The organism is Flavobacterium plurextorum (assembly GCF_002217395.1).
GTDB lineage: Bacteria > Bacteroidota > Bacteroidia > Flavobacteriales > Flavobacteriaceae > Flavobacterium > Flavobacterium plurextorum.
Genome location: NZ_MUHD01000002.1, coordinates 126057 through 143431, shown reverse-complemented (window position 1 = coordinate 143431; position 17375 = coordinate 126057). Strand labels below are relative to the sequence as shown.

At 33.0% G+C, this 17375-nt stretch carries 17 protein-coding genes; 6 read left to right on the top strand and 11 right to left on the bottom strand.

The window, feature by feature from the left end; translation table 11 throughout:
• Positions 1–96 precede the first annotated feature (96 nt).
• Positions 97–324 (top strand): hypothetical protein, encoded by a 228-nt coding sequence (locus B0A81_RS01035; RefSeq protein ID WP_017495128.1) that lies wholly within the window; start codon positions 97–99, stop codon positions 322–324.
• A gap of 60 nt (positions 325–384) precedes the next feature.
• Positions 385–2319, top strand: coding sequence for an LTA synthase family protein (locus tag B0A81_RS01030; RefSeq protein ID WP_089056271.1), 1935 nt, complete (start codon positions 385–387; stop codon positions 2317–2319).
• Positions 2320–2455: 136 nt separating this feature from the next.
• On the opposite strand, the gene meaB is transcribed toward B0A81_RS01030, so the two are convergent.
• The 3 genes from meaB to B0A81_RS01015 all read right to left on the bottom strand — a co-directional run bounded on the left by meaB (position 2456) and on the right by B0A81_RS01015 (position 4978).
• A complete protein-coding gene (gene meaB / locus B0A81_RS01025) occupies positions 2456–3553 on the bottom strand; it encodes a methylmalonyl Co-A mutase-associated GTPase MeaB (protein ID WP_089056270.1) in 1098 nt (365 codons plus the stop codon).
• Positions 3554–3871: 318 nt separating this feature from the next.
• A complete protein-coding gene (locus B0A81_RS01020; protein ID WP_089056269.1) occupies positions 3872–4513 on the bottom strand; it encodes an NAD(P)-dependent oxidoreductase in 642 nt (213 codons plus the stop codon).
• A gap of 57 nt (positions 4514–4570) precedes the next feature.
• Positions 4571–4978: an RrF2 family transcriptional regulator gene (locus B0A81_RS01015; RefSeq protein ID WP_089056268.1), complete on the bottom strand. Its 408-nt coding sequence runs from the start codon at positions 4976–4978 to the stop codon at positions 4571–4573.
• A gap of 129 nt (positions 4979–5107) precedes the next feature.
• Between B0A81_RS01015 and B0A81_RS01010 the strand changes: the two genes are divergently transcribed.
• Entirely contained in the window at positions 5108–6019 is a 912-nt protein-coding gene (locus B0A81_RS01010; RefSeq protein ID WP_089056267.1) for an AEC family transporter, read from the top strand.
• A 111-nt stretch (positions 6020–6130) separates the two neighbouring features.
• Positions 6131–6769 (top strand): peroxiredoxin, encoded by a 639-nt coding sequence (locus B0A81_RS01005; protein ID WP_089052906.1) that lies wholly within the window; start codon positions 6131–6133, stop codon positions 6767–6769.
• Positions 6770–6823: 54 nt separating this feature from the next.
• On the opposite strand, the gene B0A81_RS01000 is transcribed toward B0A81_RS01005, so the two are convergent.
• The 4 genes from B0A81_RS01000 to B0A81_RS00985 form a co-directional block, all read right to left on the bottom strand.
• Complete coding sequence (locus B0A81_RS01000) at positions 6824–9073, bottom strand: cation:proton antiporter domain-containing protein (RefSeq protein ID WP_089056266.1); 2250 nt, start codon at positions 9071–9073, stop codon at positions 6824–6826.
• Between the two features lie 233 nt (positions 9074–9306).
• On the bottom strand, positions 9307–10653 hold the full coding sequence (gene purB, locus B0A81_RS00995; protein WP_089056265.1) for an adenylosuccinate lyase: 1347 nt from the start codon (positions 10651–10653) through the stop codon (positions 9307–9309).
• Between the two features lie 297 nt (positions 10654–10950).
• Positions 10951–11643, bottom strand: coding sequence for a sterol desaturase family protein (locus B0A81_RS00990; protein WP_089056264.1), 693 nt, complete (start codon positions 11641–11643; stop codon positions 10951–10953).
• Positions 11640–12341, bottom strand: a complete 702-nt coding sequence (locus tag B0A81_RS00985; RefSeq protein WP_089056263.1) for an SIR2 family NAD-dependent protein deacylase — start codon at positions 12339–12341, stop codon at positions 11640–11642. Before B0A81_RS00985 ends, B0A81_RS00990 begins: the two co-directional genes overlap by 4 nt.
• Before the next feature lie 102 nt (positions 12342–12443).
• Between B0A81_RS00985 and B0A81_RS00980 the strand changes: the two genes are divergently transcribed.
• Both B0A81_RS00980 and B0A81_RS00975 read left to right on the top strand, forming a co-directional pair.
• Positions 12444–12824: a hypothetical protein gene (locus tag B0A81_RS00980; RefSeq protein ID WP_089056262.1), complete on the top strand. Its 381-nt coding sequence runs from the start codon at positions 12444–12446 to the stop codon at positions 12822–12824.
• A 56-nt stretch (positions 12825–12880) separates the two neighbouring features.
• Entirely contained in the window at positions 12881–13543 is a 663-nt protein-coding gene (locus B0A81_RS00975) for a TrmH family RNA methyltransferase (RefSeq protein ID WP_089056261.1), read from the top strand.
• A 110-nt stretch (positions 13544–13653) separates the two neighbouring features.
• Here the strand turns inward: B0A81_RS00975 and B0A81_RS00970 are convergent, their stop codons facing one another.
• The 4 genes from B0A81_RS00970 to B0A81_RS00955 all read right to left on the bottom strand — a co-directional run bounded on the left by B0A81_RS00970 (position 13654) and on the right by B0A81_RS00955 (position 17370).
• Entirely contained in the window at positions 13654–14613 is a 960-nt protein-coding gene (locus B0A81_RS00970; protein WP_089056260.1) for a transporter family protein, read from the bottom strand.
• 182 nt (positions 14614–14795) lie between these two features.
• The gene (locus B0A81_RS00965) at positions 14796–15836 is read right to left on the bottom strand and encodes a cytochrome-c peroxidase (RefSeq protein WP_089056259.1); all 1041 of its coding nucleotides are present in this window, start codon (positions 15834–15836) and stop codon (positions 14796–14798) included.
• 171 nt (positions 15837–16007) lie between these two features.
• Positions 16008–16811 carry an MbnP family protein gene (locus tag B0A81_RS00960; protein ID WP_089056293.1) on the bottom strand — a complete coding sequence of 268 codons (804 nt, stop codon included), beginning with the start codon at positions 16809–16811 and terminating at the stop codon, positions 16008–16010.
• Between the two features lie 106 nt (positions 16812–16917).
• The gene (locus B0A81_RS00955) at positions 16918–17370 is read right to left on the bottom strand and encodes a hypothetical protein (protein ID WP_244281195.1); all 453 of its coding nucleotides are present in this window, start codon (positions 17368–17370) and stop codon (positions 16918–16920) included.
• Between the last annotated feature and the right edge of the window lie 5 nt (positions 17371–17375).

Here is a 17375-nt window from a genome sequence, read left to right as displayed (position 1 = left end):
TTAAATGACTTAAACAAATAATAAATAGTTTAATCCTTGCGTCTCGATAACTTCGGGTAAAGCAAAAAAATAAAACAAAATAATAAATAAATAAAAATGGAACTACCTAAATTTTTACTTGGAGATAATACTGATTTTCCAGATGATATTTTTATCATTCACCTTGATTACCCTAGATTTATAATCAATCTAAAAGATGATGAGGTTGAGTTTATGGAAGAAGCCGAAGATCTTGATGAAGCGGAGTTAAATGCAGAAATGGAAGGTTTGATTGTTTTGGCAAATGAGTTCTATGACCGAGAAATAAATCGTTACGAAGAGTAGAAACGCACAACAATGTGTCTCTATAGTTTGCCTTAATCAAAAAATAGTCTAAAGCATCTAATGAAAAATTTACGTTATTTAAAACCTATAGTTAATTTTATTTTAATCGGATTACTGATTACTACTTTAAGCCGAATCTTTTTATTTTTTCTATTTAAAGAAAGAGTAGTAGAAACTCCAAATTTCTGGTATATTTTTCCAATCGGTTTGCGAATGGATTTGATTTTACTTTGCTATTTGTCATTTTTACCAGCCGTTTTGATTACTTTTTTACCAAATAAATGGCTTAAGTTCACCAATAATTTTTTGGTAATTTATAGTTTTTTATTCCTGTTTCTGATTCTTTTTGTAGAATTAGCTACGCCTGATTTTGTAAAACAATACGATACACGTCCCAATAAAATTTTCTTAGATTATCTTATTTATCCAAAGGAAGTTGTTGGAATGCTTTTAAAAAGTTATCTGACTTCAATAATTGTAACTTTTTTAATTTTAGGAGTTGTACTTTATTTTGCTTTCAAAAAAGGGAAAAAATATTTTCATACAACAAGTACTCCATATAAATTCAAATTAATGGTTTTTCCATTACTAGCATTTTTATTGTTTTTTGGAGCACGTTCAAGTCTTACTTCAAAGCGTCCTATCAATGCCAGTAATGCTGTTTTTTCAACAGATCAATTGACAAATACTTTAGGATTAAATTCATTTTATACTGTTGCTTTTGCTGCTTATTCGATTAAAAATGAAGGAAACACAAAAATGTACGGTAAAATGGATGAAGCTGAAGCAATCGCTCGTGTGAAAAAATACATGATTGCTGGTCCAAACGATTTTACAGATGCTGAAATTCCGTTTCTTCATGTACAGCAGCCAGATTCTGTTTTGAAAAAGCCATATAATTTGGTGATTTTTTTACAAGAAAGTTTAGGTGCTGAATATGTTGGAATTTTAGGAGGAAAACCGCTGACGCCAGAATTTGATAAATTATCAAAAGAAGGATTATTGTTTACCAATTTGTATTGTACAGGAACAAGAAGTGTTCGCGGAATTGAAGCAGTTGTAACCGGATTTTTACCATCACCGTCAGAAAGCGTTGTAAAACTTGGAAATTCGCAGCAAGGATTTTTTACACTTGCAGATGCTTTAAAACAAAAAGGATACGATACGAGTTTTATTTACGGAGGAATGGCCAATTTTGATAATATGGCGTCGTTTTTCAACGGAAATGGTTTTCAAGATATTGTAGATCAAGAAGATTTTGAATCAGATGGAAATAAATATGCTTTTAAAGGAACTTGGGGCTATTCTGATGAAGATTTAGTTACAAAAGCAAATAATTATTTTAAGGCAAAAGGTGACAAACCATTTTTCTCTTTAATGTTCTCCACTTCAAATCATGAACCTTTTGAATATCCTGCAGGCCGAATAAAACCTTATGATTCAAAACCTGCAACGGTAAATAATGCTATGAAGTATGCGGATTTTTCAATTGGAAAATTCTTTGAAATGGCTAAAAAAGAGCCTTATTTTAAAAATACAATCTTTATTGTAATTGCGGATCATAATACAAGAACATACGGAAAAAATTTAGTGCCAATAAACAAATTTCATATTCCTGCATTTATTATGGGACCTGGAGTTCCAAAAGGTGCTGTTTATAATAAATTAGCAAGTCAAATTGATATTCCGCCAACATTATTAAGTTATTTAGGACTTCCTTTCGAAACTCCAATGGTAGGTAGAAATCTAAGTAAACTTGATGAGAAAGTACAAGGAAGAGCAATTATGCAGTTTAACGATATCAATGCATTTAGAGTTGAAAATCAGGTTGTAATTATGCAGCCTAATTTAAAACCTCTTCAGTTTGAGGTTAAAAATGATACGACTTTAGTTCCTGTAAAATTAAACGAAGAGTTGGCAAAAGATGCCTTGGCACACGTAATTACAGCAGGTAATTTATATAAAGAAAGCAAATACAAGCTTAGAAAAAAATAGTTTTAAAAGAGGTACAAAGATGCAAAGGTTCAAAGAAACAGAGTTAATGACTTTGTTACTTTGAACCTTTTTACTTTTATGAATTTAGACTAAGAAAAGACAAGCTAGAGAAAACCTTTGTCTCTTTGAATCTTTGCTACTTTGAACCTTTATTAAAATATAATTTTAATAAACTTTGTGCAGCCGCAAAAGGTGAAATTTCATTATTTTGAACTGCTTTTTTATTTTGTTCTAAAAGGGAAATGATTTCAGGGCTGTTATAGAAATTTTGCTTTAATTGCTCGTCTATTGTTTCCATCATCCAAAAATGATTTTGTTCCTTTCTTTTCTCTTGGAAGAAACCGGTTTCCTTTGTTAGTTCAAGATAATCAGAAATTGTATCCCAAATAGCCGTAATTCCATCTTTTGTTATGGCACTGCAAGTAGTTACTTTTGGCTGCCAGTTTGATTTTTTTGGAGGAAATAAATGTAAAGCTCGATTGAACTCAAGTTTTGCCTGATTTGCTTTTTTGATATTATCGCCGTCTGCCTTGTTAATTACAATAGCATCTGCCATTTCCATAATGCCGCGTTTAATACCTTGAAGCTCATCGCCGGCACCAGAAATTTTTAATAAAAGAAAAAAATCTACCATGCTGTGCACAGCCGTTTCGCTTTGACCAACACCAACTGTTTCAATAATTATAGTATCAAAACCAGCAGCTTCACATAAGATTATTGATTCGCGGGTTTTGCGTGCCACACCGCCTAAAGTTTCTCCTGAGGCACTCGGGCGTATAAAAGCATTTTCATCTTTAACCAATTCTTCCATGCGTGTTTTATCTCCCAAAATACTTCCGTGGGAAATCGAACTGCTTGGATCAACGGCTAGAACTGCTACTTTTTTTCCTGCCTGTGTAAGATAGGTTCCAAAAGCTTCGATAAAAGTACTTTTGCCAACACCGGGAACTCCCGTAATTCCTATTCGGATAGATTTATTTGCATGAGGTAAACAGCCGTTTATAATTTCGTTCGCTTTTTCAGTATGTTCAGGATTTGTGCTTTCGACAAGAGTAATAGCACGACTAAGAGCCGTTCTATTTTCAGAAAGAATTCCAGATATTAATTCGCTGGCAGAAGGTTGTTGTCTGCGTTTGTTTTTAATTTGATTAATAGCCGAAACATTGGTGATTTCGGGTGATGAAATTCCAGCTTTTTCAGTTAAACTGCTTGACTGTTTCTTTAAACTTGACAAAATACTTTTTTAATAGTGTAAAAGTACTGAAAACAAAAACAGTTTCAAAAAGTTAGTTTGCCACGAATTACACGAATTTCTACTAATTTGTTATCATATTTTTTTCTTCCTGAACGAAGCCAAAGAATTGACAGAAATAGCTCGACAAAGATTGTTTAGCAGCATTTTTTTTGACACAAAGAGACCCGACAGGTTTTTAAAACCTGTCGGGTCTGAGTAGTATTATAGAGTTTCTAGCTCAAAATGACATACAGAACTTAGCTTTAATATGAAAAAAAACTTAGTATCTCAGAATCTTAGAGCCTTAGCATCTTAAAATTAATATCCAGCTGTAAATCTAACTTGATGATGTTTTGGATTTTCAACTTCGTCAGCAATAACAACTGCCAGATCCTCTACAGATAAGATGCTTCTTTGTTCGTCATTAAAAACTGGGTTTTCTAAACCTAAACGATATTTACCAGTTCTTCCTGTTTTAGTTCCTGCATGCATTTCAAATGCCGGACTAAAAAATGCCCAATCTAAATCTTTTTCTTCTTTTAAGATATTCAAATAATCTCTTGCTGCAGTTGCACCGGCGTAATATTCTTTTGGAAAATCTGGAGTATCTACGGCTTGTAAATTTGGAGCAACAAATAAACTTCCTCCGCCTCCAATGGTAATAAAACGTTTTACATCTGATTTTTTTACAGCTTCTTGAATTGCTTTTGATCCGTTAAGGAAATCATCATAAATATTAGGATTTGTCCAACCCGGATTAAATGCATTTACTACAACATCGTGTCCTTTTAAAGCTTCTGCCAAAGCATCAACATTAAAAATATCTGCGGCAATCCAAGTTGCGTTTGTATTGTCTTTTGGATTTCTAGCAATTGCAGAAATGTTATGTTTTCTGTCTGCTAATTCATTTAAGATTGCTGAGCCTACAAATCCTGTTGCTCCAATAATTGCGATTTTCATAATATATAAATTTATTTAGTAATAAAAAATGTTACAGTTTAGGATAAAAAAATAGTTTTAAAATTGGTTCGAAAAATCTTCAAGCGAAATATTCTCTAGTTGTGCGCTTACTTTCTGATTCATTTCGGTGTATAAATCAGCTAGATTTTGATTGATTTTTTTTCCAACAGGACAATCTGGGTTAGGTTCATTTTTTGCATATCCCAAATTAATAGTTTCAAAAGTCATTTCAAAAATCTCTTTTAGAGTCAATTTCGCGGCATCTACGGCCAATTTTGTTCCGCCATTTTTACCTTCTTTACTTTCTACAATATGATGTGCTTTTAGGTTTGCGATTTCTTTTCGAACCAAAACAGGATTTAAATTGATACTGCCGGCAATAAACTCTGATGATAAATAATCATTAGGGAATTTAGTCAGCAAAGTAAGAATGTGAATCGTTATGGCAAATTTACCTGAAATCATACTGTAATAAAATATGTTACAAATGTAAGGAGTTTTATAACACAAAAAACAAATTTAACGTTTTTTTTTGTGCTTAGCCCTTAGTAGTTACTAACTTATAAATACTTATTTTTGTGCTTAACCCTTGATATGAGCAACTTTATTATAATATTCTTCTTTTTATTTTTAGGATTGCTTTTGCAAAATGTAAAGCGATTTCCTACTCATATTTATAAAACAATCAATAAAATTGTCATTTATTTATGTCTTCCCGCGATTACTTTATATCATATTCCGAAAATAAAATGGAGCAGCGAATTGTTGTTTCCAATAGGAGCAGGGTGGATTAGTTTTTTTCTTGCTTTTGTTTTTTTTCATTTTTTAGGACGACGATTAGGCTGGTCAAACAAACTAATCGGCTGTTTGGTTTTAACGGCAGGATTAAGTAATTCGTCATTTTTGGGTTATCCTATTATTGAAGCTTTGTTTGGCAAGAAAGGTTTAGAAACTGCTGTTTTGGTAGATCAACCCGGAACTTTTGTTGTGGTTTCTACACTTGGTGTTTTTGTTGCTGCTTTTTATTCTAAAGGAAATCCTGATTTTAAAAGCATTACAAAAAAGATAATTTTCTTTCCGCCTTTTATAACTTTCGTTGCAGCTTGTTTATTGAATGTTTGGAATTATGATTTAGATATAAATATTCAATCTTTACTATTAAAATTAGGAAGTTTAGTTACGCCTTTGGCTTTATTCTCGGTTGGATTACAACTCACTTTTGATCGAAAAAGCAAACATTGGAAATTCTTGCAGCTCGGACTTTTCTTTAGGCTTATAGTGACACCGCTCATTATCTTTATATTATATGTATTTGTTTTTAAGCAGCATTCTGAAGCTATAAAGATTACAATTATAGAAATTGCTATGGCGCCAATGATTACTGGTGCAATTTTGGCTTCTACTTATGGTTTAAAACCAAAATTGAGCAGTATGATGATTGGTTTTGGAATTCCAATTTCGTTTGTAACCCTTGCATTCTGGTACTTTGTGGTGAGTTTTATTTAGTTTAAAATAGTAATTATATAGATAAGATAGAATTTTAACTTTTTTTTAATTCTTACATGTTTTCTAAATGTATTTTTTAGTTAATTTTAGAGGAACTAAAAAAGATAAATTATGTCAACATTAAGATTAGGCGATATAGCTCCAGATTTTCATGCAGAAACCACGCAGGGACCAATTAATTTTCATGAATGGTTAGGAGATTCTTGGGGAGTTTTATTTTCGCACCCAGCAGATTTTACTCCTGTTTGTACAACTGAATTGGGAACTGTAGCGAATTATGTTCCTGAGTTTACAAAAAGAAATACCAAGGTTATTGCTTTGAGTGTAGATGGCTTACAATCGCATTTAGATTGGATTAAAGACATCAACGAAACTCAGAATACTGAAGTTAATTTTCCAATTATTGCTGATGAGGATAAAAAAGTAGCGACTTTGTATGATATGCTTCATCCAAATGCAAGTGATAAATTTACGGTGAGATCTGTTTTTGTAATTGGCGCCGATAAAAAAATCAAGTTGACTTTGACTTATCCAGCATCAACTGGAAGAAATTTTGACGAATTGCTTCGTGTTATTGATAGTTTGCAGTTAACAGCCAATTATAGCGTTGCTACACCGGCAAACTGGAAAGACGGAGAAGATGTGGTAATTGCACCAGCGATTCCGGATAGTGATATTCCTGCAAAGTTTCCTAAAGGACATACACCTATAAAACCTTATCTGCGTATGACACCGCAGCCAAATAAATAAAAAAAAGAAAGCCACAGAAATTAATCTGTGGCTTTTTTTATATATAATTAGATTTTAAAATGCAACGTGTGTACTTTTTTGCATTAATTCGTTCATTCGTTTTTTATCGCCTACCACCCAGATAATATCGTTTTTTTCTAAAATGATATTAGATTCAGGATTTAAAATTCGATTACCATTACGTTCAATTCCTACAACAAGTCCGCCGGTTCTTCCTCTAAATTGACCGATACTTTTTTGAATAAAATCTTCGTTTGAAATCTCTAATTGGCGAAGTACGATATCAGATTCTTCGCTGTTGTTAGGAGCTTCAATTTCATTTTTTAAGTAAGTAGTAAACTGTGCAATTTGTTCATCAGTCCCAATAACACATATCTCATCACCAGGAAACAATCGTTCGTTTTTAGTTGGAATCGGGATTGTAATTTCTCCACGTCGAATAAAAGCGATGTTTATTCCCATATTTTCTCGAATTCGCAATTCTTCAAGTGTTTTACCTGCAAGGTTTGATTCTTTTCCAATATCAAAAATAGACATGTGACCGTCCCAAGGCATAAGATTAGCATATCTTCTGTCTATTTTTTTATTTTCACGATCGTTCAAGTTCTTTAAAAAGTGATTCTCAATTTTATGATATTGTTCGTTTAGTTTTTTAGGGAAAATTTGATACGCTCCAATTGCAATAATAAGTGCAACAAATGCTACTAATGGAGAGAAGAAAATATTCAATAAGAAACCTACGAAGAATAATCCAAGGCTCATTCTAATTAATATAAGCATTAAAAGTGCGCCTCGATATTTACGTTCTTCCCATAAAGTTTCAACTTCTTCAACTTTTACGCGACGCAGTGAAAGCGCCCATAAAAAAGGAGCAATGATTACTAGTGTAATAAGTGCAGCTAAGGTGTTGCCAAAACGAGTATCAGCAACCAAAGGAGCAACAAATTTTGATGATAGTAAAATTATAGCAACAATAATTATGGTGTGCAGTATGATTTGGGTTATAGATGCTCTTAATACGATTTGCCATGTGCTGACTGATTTTATCGCTTGTGCATTGACACTGTAACGGTTTATGTTTTTAACCCATTTTTTTGGCAGCTTTCGCTCAAGAAATTCAGAGAAAGGATCTGAATATTTAATTAAAAATGGAGTTGTAAAGGTTGTAACTGCTGATACAGCAACAATAATTGGATACAAGAAATCGCTGGTAACTTTTAATGTCATTCCCAAAGTGGCAATAATAAAAGAGAACTCACCAATTTGTGCTAAACTCATACCAGTTTGAACGGATTGTTTAAGCGGCTGTCCAGAAAGCAAGGCTCCGAATGAGGAACTAAATGCTTTTCCGAAAATGGTTATAAGTGTAATTAAGGCAACAGGGAGCGCATAAGTAATTAAGGTGTCTGGATTAATTAACATTCCGACTGATACAAAGAAAACGGCTCCAAATAGATCTTTTACGGGCTGAATTAAATGTTCTATTTTTTCTGCCATAGTAGTTTCGGCAATGATAGAACCCATTATAAATGCCCCTAATGCTGGAGAAAAACCAACTTTTGCAGCAAACACAACCATCATTAAACATAATGCCAATGAAATAATAAGAAGCATTTCATCTGTCAAAAGATGTTTGGCTTTTTTAAGAATCGTTGGTATAATAAAGATTCCTCCTAGGAACCAAATGATTAAAAAGAAAACCAGTTTTAGAACTGATTGTAATAATTCGGCGCCTGAAACCTGATCACTGACTGCAATAGTCGATAATAAAACAAGCATTAAAATGGCAACTATATCTTCGACTATTAAGGCACCAAATACAATTCCGGCGAATTTTTTACCTTTTACCCCCAGTTCATCAAAGGCTCTAATAATAATCGTTGTTGATGAGATTGAGAGTGTCGCGCCAAGAAAAACGCTGTCCATTTTTCCCCATCCCATCCATTGTCCTACGCAATAGCCAATAATGGTCATGAATAAAATCTGGGTTATTGCGGTGATGGAGGAGGTGCCTCCAACTTTCATCAGCTTTTTAAAACTAAATTCGAGTCCTAAACTAAACAGCAAAAAGATAACCCCAATTTCGGCCCATACTTCAACACTTTTCATATCGGTTATTGAAGGGAAAAAATCAAAATGGTTTCCAGCTAAGAATCCTGCAATCAGGTATCCTAAAACTAGAGGTTGTTTCATTTTTTTAAATAATAAAACAGCGATTCCAGCAGTCATCAGGATTAATCCCAGATCACTGATTAAGGGTTGCAAATGGTGTGTACTTTCGGCAGCGGCGTTTAAGGCAATCATAAAGGGTATTTTTGTTTTAAGGAGCTTAGTCAGATTTTATATTTAAGCTGTTTACTCAAATAGCCCTTTTAAATTGGTTCCTGGTGCTTTCGTCAGCCATTTAACAGGAGTGAAAAAAAACGAAATTTTTTCGACAAAAGGATTTTTGTTTGAATCTGGATTAACTTCCTGTGTTAAAAAAAAAGCTATCTCGATAAAGATAGCTTTTTTTTAGAAAATATTTTAGGTTTTATTTAAATTCCTACGTAATTACTAGGTGTTATCTGCATTAATTCAGCTCGAACAGCATCAGAAACTTCTAAAGTTGCAATGAAATTGTGTATTGCATTTTTATCAATGGCTTCATTTGTTCTTGTTAACCCTTTTAATGCTTCGTATGGATTTGGATATGCTTCGCGACGTAAAATAGTTTGAATTGCTTCTGCAACTACAGCCCAGTTTTTCTCTAAGTCTTCAGCAAATTTACCTTCGTTTAATAATAATTTGTTTAAACCTTTTAGAGTAGCTTCAAAAGCAATAATCGTGTGTCCTATTGGAACTCCAACATTACGTAAAACGGTACTGTCAGTTAAATCGCGCTGTAATCTTGAAATAGGTAATTTAGCTGCTAAATGCTCAAAAATAGCGTTTGCAATCCCTAAGTTTCCTTCTGAGTTTTCAAAATCAATTGGATTTACTTTATGCGGCATTGCTGATGAACCGATTTCACCTGCTTTTATTTTTTGCTTAAAATATTCCATTGAAACATAAGTCCAAATGTCACGATCTAAGTCAATAATAATGTTGTTGATTCTTTTTAAACCATCAAAGAATGCTGCAAAATGATCGTAATGCTCAATTTGTGTTGTTGGAAAAGAATGGTGTAAACCTAGATCTGTTTCTACAAATTTATTTCCGAATTTTTTCCAGTCAATCTGTGGGTAAGCTACATGATGTGCATTGAAGTTTCCTGTTGCTCCACCAAATTTAGCCGCAAAAGGAATATTAAATAACAAACGCATTTGCTCTTCTAAACGCTCTACAAAAACCAAAATTTCTTTTCCTAAACGTGTAGGTGAAGCTGGTTGTCCGTGCGTGCGTGCCAACATTGGAACGGCAGCCCATTCTACACTTAACTCTTTTAGTTTAGAAATTAAACTAATTAGAGACGGCATGTAAACTTGCTCGAATGCTTCTTTTGTAGAAAGCGGAATTGCAGTGTTGTTAATATCTTGTGATGTCAGTCCGAAGTGAATAAATTCTTTGTATTTAGACAAACCTAATTTTTCAAATGCATCTTTAATAAAGTATTCAACCGCTTTTACATCGTGATTGGTTACTTTTTCCGTTTCTTTAATCCAAAGCGCATCTTCAGTAGAGAATTTTTTGTAAATATCTCTTAAGCTGTCAAATAAACTAGAGTCTATGTCTGAAAGCTGAGGCAAAGGCACTTCGCATAAGGCAATGAAATATTCAATTTCAACCAATACGCGATATTTTATCAAAGCTTCTTCTGAGAAAAAAGGTGCTAAATTTTGAGTTTTATTTCTATATCTTCCATCAATTGGCGATATAGCATTCAGTTCGTTTAAAGTAGTCATTGTTATGTTGTTTTTCGAAAGGTGCAAATATAAGCTATTGTTAAAACTTCTGAAAATTACCGAAGCGTTATTATATAGGAACTTTCAAATTAAATAATTAATCCATTGGGTATAATTGCAAAAAAAGAATAGTTTAACACATAGAAACATAGAATTTATAACCAAAAAAAAAGGAAATAAAAAGCAACATGTTTCTTTCACATAAGGTAGTTATGTGTGTTTTAAAAAAGTGAAACGCCTAATTTTCGACCGCAAAACCTATGTTTCTATGTGTTAAAAGTAATTATACGTACCGTGTTAAATATTAGTTTTGAAAATTTTATCCCAAATGGTAAAGTAAAAACCAAAATTATGAGCTTCATTTTTATGATGATCAGCGTGAAATTTTGTTGTAGAAATCCATTTTGTGATTAAGCTTTTGTGCCAAAATGCAGGAAATAGATCTTTTTCTAAATGACCAAATATTCCATACATCAAATTTAAGAACAGATAAACTATTATACTGATGTAATTAAATTGAAAAATAGAAATGAGAATAAGCCATATAAAACCAAATCCGAGAGTTTCTACTGGATGAAGCACAAATAAACTATAAACATTGGTCTTTATGTGTGTATGATGCAATTTGTGAATTGGATAAAACCATTTTAGAGTATGTGCTAGATAATGAAAGCAAAACATAAAAAAGTCCATCAAAATAATGAGTACAAGAGTATCGATTACAGCGGAAGTTAAAGAGGGCGAAAAATCAATTCGAATTATTTGCAATTGATACAGTTTAAACCCTAAAGCAGTAATTAATATATTGCAGATCAAACTCGAAATAACCCATTTTCGATCTTTTATACTTAAAATAGTGTTTTTGGGTTCGATTACTTTTCCAATTAAAATAGCCATCAACAACAAAATACCGTTTTCTAGTGTAAAAATTAGTAATTGTGTCCAGAAACCTATTTGCGATAGTTGCTGTAAAAGATTTTCTACAATCATGATATTTTTTCCAATTCGAATAATTTCTTTCTCATTTCTGCAACTCCTTCAGTCGCAGTTTTAGCGATAACTTCAACTTTGTTCTGAATATTAGGAATCGAAATTGGTTTAGGATCTATATAGAAAACCGGAGTAATGCTGTACGTATATGAAATTAATCCAGCCGCAGGATACACTTGCAGAGAAGTTCCAATTACGGCCAAATAATCAGCTTCTTCGACAATCGAAATGGCTTCTTCAAGCGCAGGAACTTCTTCACCAAACCAAACAATATGCGGTCTCAACTGATGACCGTTTTTATCAAGATCACCACTAAGTAAATCATTAGTCCAGTCTAGAATTAATTCGCGATTTTTTGTGCTTCTTACTTTCAATAATTCTCCATGCAAATGCAAAACTTTTGAGCTTCCAGCGCGTTCATGCAAATCATCAACATTTTGAGTAACAATATAAACATCAAAGTCTTTTTCTAATTCAGCTAAAATCTGATGACCTAAATTCGGATTCACTTCCTTAAGCTGTTGGCGCCTTTTGTTGTAAAAATCCAATACTAAATCTTGGTTTTTGTGCCAGCCTTCGGGAGTCGCAACTTCCATAACGTCGTGGCCTTCCCATAAACCATCGCTGTCTCGAAAGGTTTTAATACCGCTTTCGGCACTTATTCCAGCACCAGTTAATACCACAAGTTTCTTTTTCATATCATTAATTATTTTCGATCTATTTTTTCGCAAAATAGAATTTATCTTTTGGTTTGATTATAAAAATAGTTTTTTCTTACTTTTATACTTTATTTTTATCAGATGAAAAGACTATTTTTAATTGGATTTTTTTTAGTGAGCATTTCTTTTTTTGGACAATCAGTTTCTAAAAATAAAAATTTATTTAGTGAAAATGATGATTTAATGGCATTTTCATTCTTAAAAGAAACTCCATTAGCGGTCCAATTTCAGAAGTATTATAATTCTTCTGCTCCATTTTCAATTTATAATCCGAAACCAGGATTTACTCCAACAAAAATAGAAGCAGGAAAATATTACTCTTTGGTAAATACAAGGTTATTACTGAAAAAAGAGATGAGTAATATAAAACCAGAGCCTATTTTTCCTGACGAAAAGGATAATAAAACATTTGGCGAAGCTGTTTTTTATCAAGTTTTAGACGGCATTTTTAGTAAAAAATAGAATAAAACTAATTCGACTATTCTTTAAAATGTATTTTTGCAGCAAATAAAATTATAATGGTTGATTTAGATTACCTCGCTTTTCTTGAAAATATATTAACGGATAATCGTAAAGAAAGATTTCTAAACGTACTTGGAAATCGTACTAAACATTTTACTATTGTTGTTGAAGATGTTTTTCAAATGCATAACACAAGTGCTGTAATGCGCAGTTGTGAAGTTTTTGGAATTCAGGAACTAAATGTTATTGAACAGCGATATGGAAAAAAAATCGACAAGGAAATTGCGATGGGCGCTCAAAAATGGGTAGATATCAATCAGTTTGATTCTGTCAGCAATTGTATTTCGACTTTAAAAAATCAAGGTTATCAAATTATTGCAACTACTCCGCATGAAAATGATTGCTTGCTTGAGGATTTTGATATTGCAAAACCAAGTGCTTTATTTTTTGGAACAGAACGAGATGGATTATCTGAAGAAATATTAGAGAAAGCCGATGGTTTCCTTAAAATCCCGATGGTTGGTTTTACCGAGAGTTTGAATATTTCTGTTTCGGCTGCAATCATTATTCAAAACCTAACTAATAGACTGAGAAATTCAGATATCAACTGGCAATTGTCTGAAGAAGAAATTTTAGAAAAACGTCTTTCATGGGCAAAAAACTCTATCAAAGATATTAAGAGAATTGAGGCACGTTATTACGAAGAGAATCCAAGATAAAAGTTTGCCACGAATTACGCGAATTTTCACTAATTAAAATGTTATAAAAATTTGTGTAATTCGTAGCTAAAAACCTTTGCGACTTTGTGTCTTTGCAGCTTTGAGCCTTTTTACAAAGTATAATTCAAATTAATACTCCAGCGATAATTCGCCTCCATATTACCATTCGATAAATTTTGATTAATCGGTAACATGGCATTTACGCCAATCGAAAATTTATCTTTTCCGGCTTCAATGCCAAATTTTCCAAACAAAATATCTCCTGCCGTATTTGGTAAATCAAGTCCGTGTTGTTTATTAGTTTGGTAAACTTCGCCTGCAAGTCCTGCTTGTGGAACAATTTGAAATTTATTTGCATCAAACAAATAGAAAAAAGTACCAGCATAATTAAACTGGTCGCCGTATTGGTAATTTTTACTGTTTTCAGTTTTAAAAATATAATTTAAAGTAGTGTTCAGGCCTAGATTTTTATGTTTGATAACATATTCTGAAACCAAAGGAAAATCCCAGCTTCCTGTTCCTAATTGAAAACTCTGATTTATAGTTCCTAAATTATTAATCTCTTTAAATTGTCCAGTCGGAATCTTAACTCCACCACCAAGATTTAGTTTATGAGTAAAAACCGTACTGTCTTTTTGAGTTTCATAAACGGTGTAAAGTCCCATAACAGTCATGTCGCCTAAACCTTCAATACTTTGCGTTCCGGCAGTTAATGCTCGTTCGTGAAAATGATAGGGAATTAAAGCGGAAATCTGAATTTTCTCTGAAATCGGAATCCTTGCCCAGGCTTGAACAGTATTGAAATTTTCGTCTATCCAAGGCGAATTGGCAAAAATACCGTCACGGCTTGTATAGCTTTGTTTAAAATATCGAAGTCCAACAAAATTGTTATTCAACATTGAGCTAAAACCCATACTTCCTCCGCTTGCAGAACAACCGCAGGCATCACAGTCAAAATCTTCCATAAGTGCCAAACGCTGAAAGGTGAATGTCGAAATACTGTCTTTTACAGTAGAACTAAAGGCTGAAAATCCAACCAAGAAAGTGCAAACTATTATTAATTTTTTCATTTTTATTGTTTTTAGGAGCTTATCCCGCTTTTCGTTTCAAACTTTTATCAAAATCTCATTTTTCTAAAAGTTTATAAAGCTTCCGTTGGTCGCTTCATAAACTCAAGAAAAATTTTATCTTTTTTCAAAAAGGCTTTCCACTGCAATCGGGGCTAGGGCACCTGATTTTATGGAAATATTTTTTAATATTCTGATAAACGTTTATCTGTTAAATATTGATTGTCAGTTAACGTTTTCAGAAAAGCTATTATTTGTGTTTTTTCAGTTGCAGAAAGTGCAATTCCAAATTTTCCGTTTTGTTTTAAAATTGGATCTAAAGTTGGAGAATCTTCAATTCCGCTCGCATAATGATCCAAAACGCCTTCAAGAGTTCCAAATCGTCCATCATGCATATAAGGAGCAGAAACTTCTACATTTCGTAAACTCGGTACTTTAAATTTGTAATAATCATTTGTCAGTTCTGTTACTCTATAACGTCCAACATCATTAACGGCAGGATTTACAGCTAAGCCATTGTTTCGGAATGAATTGTCAGTCTGTAAATCTGTTGCATGACATGAAGCACATTTTGATTTGAATAAGTCGTAACCTGCCAATTCATTAGAAGTCAAAGTTCCGCCAGATTCATTTCGTCTGTATTTGTCAAATTTTGAATTTGATGAAACCACCATAACCATAAATTGCGAAAGGGCTTTCAACATATTTTCGGTTGTAATGGCACCATCATCAAAAGCCTGCCCAAATAGTTTTTGATATTCTTTATCGGCTTTCATCATTTTTAGAATCGCATTCAAATCACCATTCATTTCGATCACACTTTTAAGCGGAATCAACGGCTGTAAATCTAAATGATCAGCTGCACCATCATACATAAAAGTAGTTTGGAAACCTAGATTTTGAATTGAAGGTGTGTTTCGTGTTCCCTGAGCATTGTCTACACCATGACTTACAGTATGTCCGTGATGCGTAAAGGCATTTGCTTGTATGTGACAAAAACCGCAGGAAACTACTCCGTCAGACGCTAAACGACCATCATAAAATAATTTTTTTCCTAGTTCAAATCCTTTTTCTGTTGGTGGATTTAAAGCAATATTATAAGCAAGATCTGGAAAGTTTGATGGAACTTTAAATTCTAGCGGCACATTTATATATTCGTCATCTTGATCTGAACAGCTCCATAGTAATGGAATGATCAGATAAAGAAAATATTTTGTTTTCAACATAATTTTTGGGTTTTAAGAAGCACAAAAGATGTTTTTTAGCCCTGACAGAAGTGATATCCTTTTACGGCGGTCCCGGCCCGAAGCTTCGGGATCGGGATGCCGTGAAAGATTTAACGGATGGCGGGACGAGTGGTCTGTTAAACCCTAACTTTTGTGCTCCTGAAAATAAGTTTAGTCGTTATGTACGTGATCTACTCGAAACATTGCAGAGATGTTTTGAGTAATTAATGGCAAATTAGCACCGCCCATAATCATCGCGCCCATTCCGCCCATGTTGTTGTCAGAAAGTTTGATTTTGTTTTTCCCGTCGATAATTTTCGAAAGATCTGTGATAATGTGTACGGCAGGAGTAATGTTCGTACGAACTAAAGCTTTTGTTGGAAGATCCAGAGTCACTTCAGTATAGTTATAATCTGTTCCCGTTTTTCCGGTGTGAATCATAAATGGAGTGGCAGTTGTAACTGTTGGTGAAGTAAATGTGCCTTCAAGAGCTAAAAACTTATATCCAGCAGCCCAAGACCACATCATTCCTGCAGCATCAGCTTTTGCTAAGAAATCACCTTGTCCAGCAGCGCCTAATTTCCATTGTTCTTCATCAACTCCAATTCCGAATTTTACTTTTGTATAGTCTCCAGCAGGAATATCAGCAAGTTGAAATTGTTGTCCGGTAGCAGTAGATTCATCTGCAATAAAGTAGCTTTTGCTTTTTGGGTATGTAAAAGTGGTTCCGTCAGCTTTTGTAAAAACAACATTGCTGACAATATATTTTACAAGACTGATTTTTAATACTTCATTGTTAGAAGTTGTGTTTCCTTGTGTGTTTAAAATTAGATCATTTGCTCCAAATGCATTGTCAAATTTTAAAGTGATTTTTCCGTTTCCAGTAATCGTTTCGTTGTTATCGTCGCTTGAACAAGAAAATAAAGATATAGATAGTGTTACAATAGCTAAAGCTCTGTATAAAGTATTTTTCATTTTATGAGTTTTATATAATTTAAATTTGAGATGTGCGTAAGCACGTTTCATTGCTTTTGGGCAATAAAAATGATTTCAATTGTAAAATTGAAAGTAGATTTAAAAATTATATAAAATAGGATGGCGGACGAAATGAAGTGTTCGAAACAGAAACAGGTTTTTTGTCTAAAACAGAAAAGTTTTGTGTTTTAGTTGTAATAGGCACAATTAAGTTGTAAGGTGCTGTAATTGTATTTTGAATATAAACAATCTCTGATTTTTCTTTAAGATTGTTTTCCATTTTTTTCTCGTTATCGGCGTATTTTTTCAAGCTTTTTTGAAGCTCGCATCGACCGTTACAGGTATTGAAAACTTGTTTACGCTGTACACAAATGGTTTTTACAATTTCTTCCTGATTTAGTTTGAAATTAGTATAAACAAAGAAATTGCCAAAAGATGGCAGTAAAAGTATACCGGAAAGTAATATGATGAAGATATTCTTCAAGGCTTGATTTCGTTGTTTCGAATGCAAAAATACATTTAATTCGTTTTGGAAAGAACTTATTTTAAATTTTTTCAAAAAAA

Bases quoted from the DNA above. Each gene is read 5' to 3' on its own strand.
- B0A81_RS01035 (WP_017495128.1), top strand. From the start codon at position 97: ATGGAACTACCTAAATTTTTACTTGGAGATAATACTGATTTTCCAGAT.
- B0A81_RS01030 (WP_089056271.1), top strand. From the start codon at position 385: ATGAAAAATTTACGTTATTTAAAACCTATAGTTAATTTTATTTTAATC.
- B0A81_RS01020 (WP_089056269.1), bottom strand. From the start codon at position 4,513: ATGAAAATCGCAATTATTGGAGCAACAGGATTTGTAGGCTCAGCAATC.
- B0A81_RS01015 (WP_089056268.1), bottom strand. From the start codon at position 4,978: ATGATTTCAGGTAAATTTGCCATAACGATTCACATTCTTACTTTGCTG.
- B0A81_RS01010 (WP_089056267.1), top strand. From the start codon at position 5,108: ATGAGCAACTTTATTATAATATTCTTCTTTTTATTTTTAGGATTGCTT.
- B0A81_RS01005 (WP_089052906.1), top strand. From the start codon at position 6,131: ATGTCAACATTAAGATTAGGCGATATAGCTCCAGATTTTCATGCAGAA.
- B0A81_RS01000 (WP_089056266.1), bottom strand. From the start codon at position 9,073: ATGATTGCCTTAAACGCCGCTGCCGAAAGTACACACCATTTGCAACCC.
- purB (WP_089056265.1), bottom strand. From the start codon at position 10,653: ATGACTACTTTAAACGAACTGAATGCTATATCGCCAATTGATGGAAGA.
- B0A81_RS00990 (WP_089056264.1), bottom strand. From the start codon at position 11,643: ATGATTGTAGAAAATCTTTTACAGCAACTATCGCAAATAGGTTTCTGG.
- B0A81_RS00985 (WP_089056263.1), bottom strand. From the start codon at position 12,341: ATGAAAAAGAAACTTGTGGTATTAACTGGTGCTGGAATAAGTGCCGAA.
- B0A81_RS00980 (WP_089056262.1), top strand. From the start codon at position 12,444: ATGAAAAGACTATTTTTAATTGGATTTTTTTTAGTGAGCATTTCTTTT.
- B0A81_RS00975 (WP_089056261.1), top strand. From the start codon at position 12,881: ATGGTTGATTTAGATTACCTCGCTTTTCTTGAAAATATATTAACGGAT.
- B0A81_RS00970 (WP_089056260.1), bottom strand. From the start codon at position 14,613: ATGAAAAAATTAATAATAGTTTGCACTTTCTTGGTTGGATTTTCAGCC.
- B0A81_RS00965 (WP_089056259.1), bottom strand. From the start codon at position 15,836: ATGTTGAAAACAAAATATTTTCTTTATCTGATCATTCCATTACTATGG.
- B0A81_RS00960 (WP_089056293.1), bottom strand. From the start codon at position 16,811: ATGAAAAATACTTTATACAGAGCTTTAGCTATTGTAACACTATCTATA.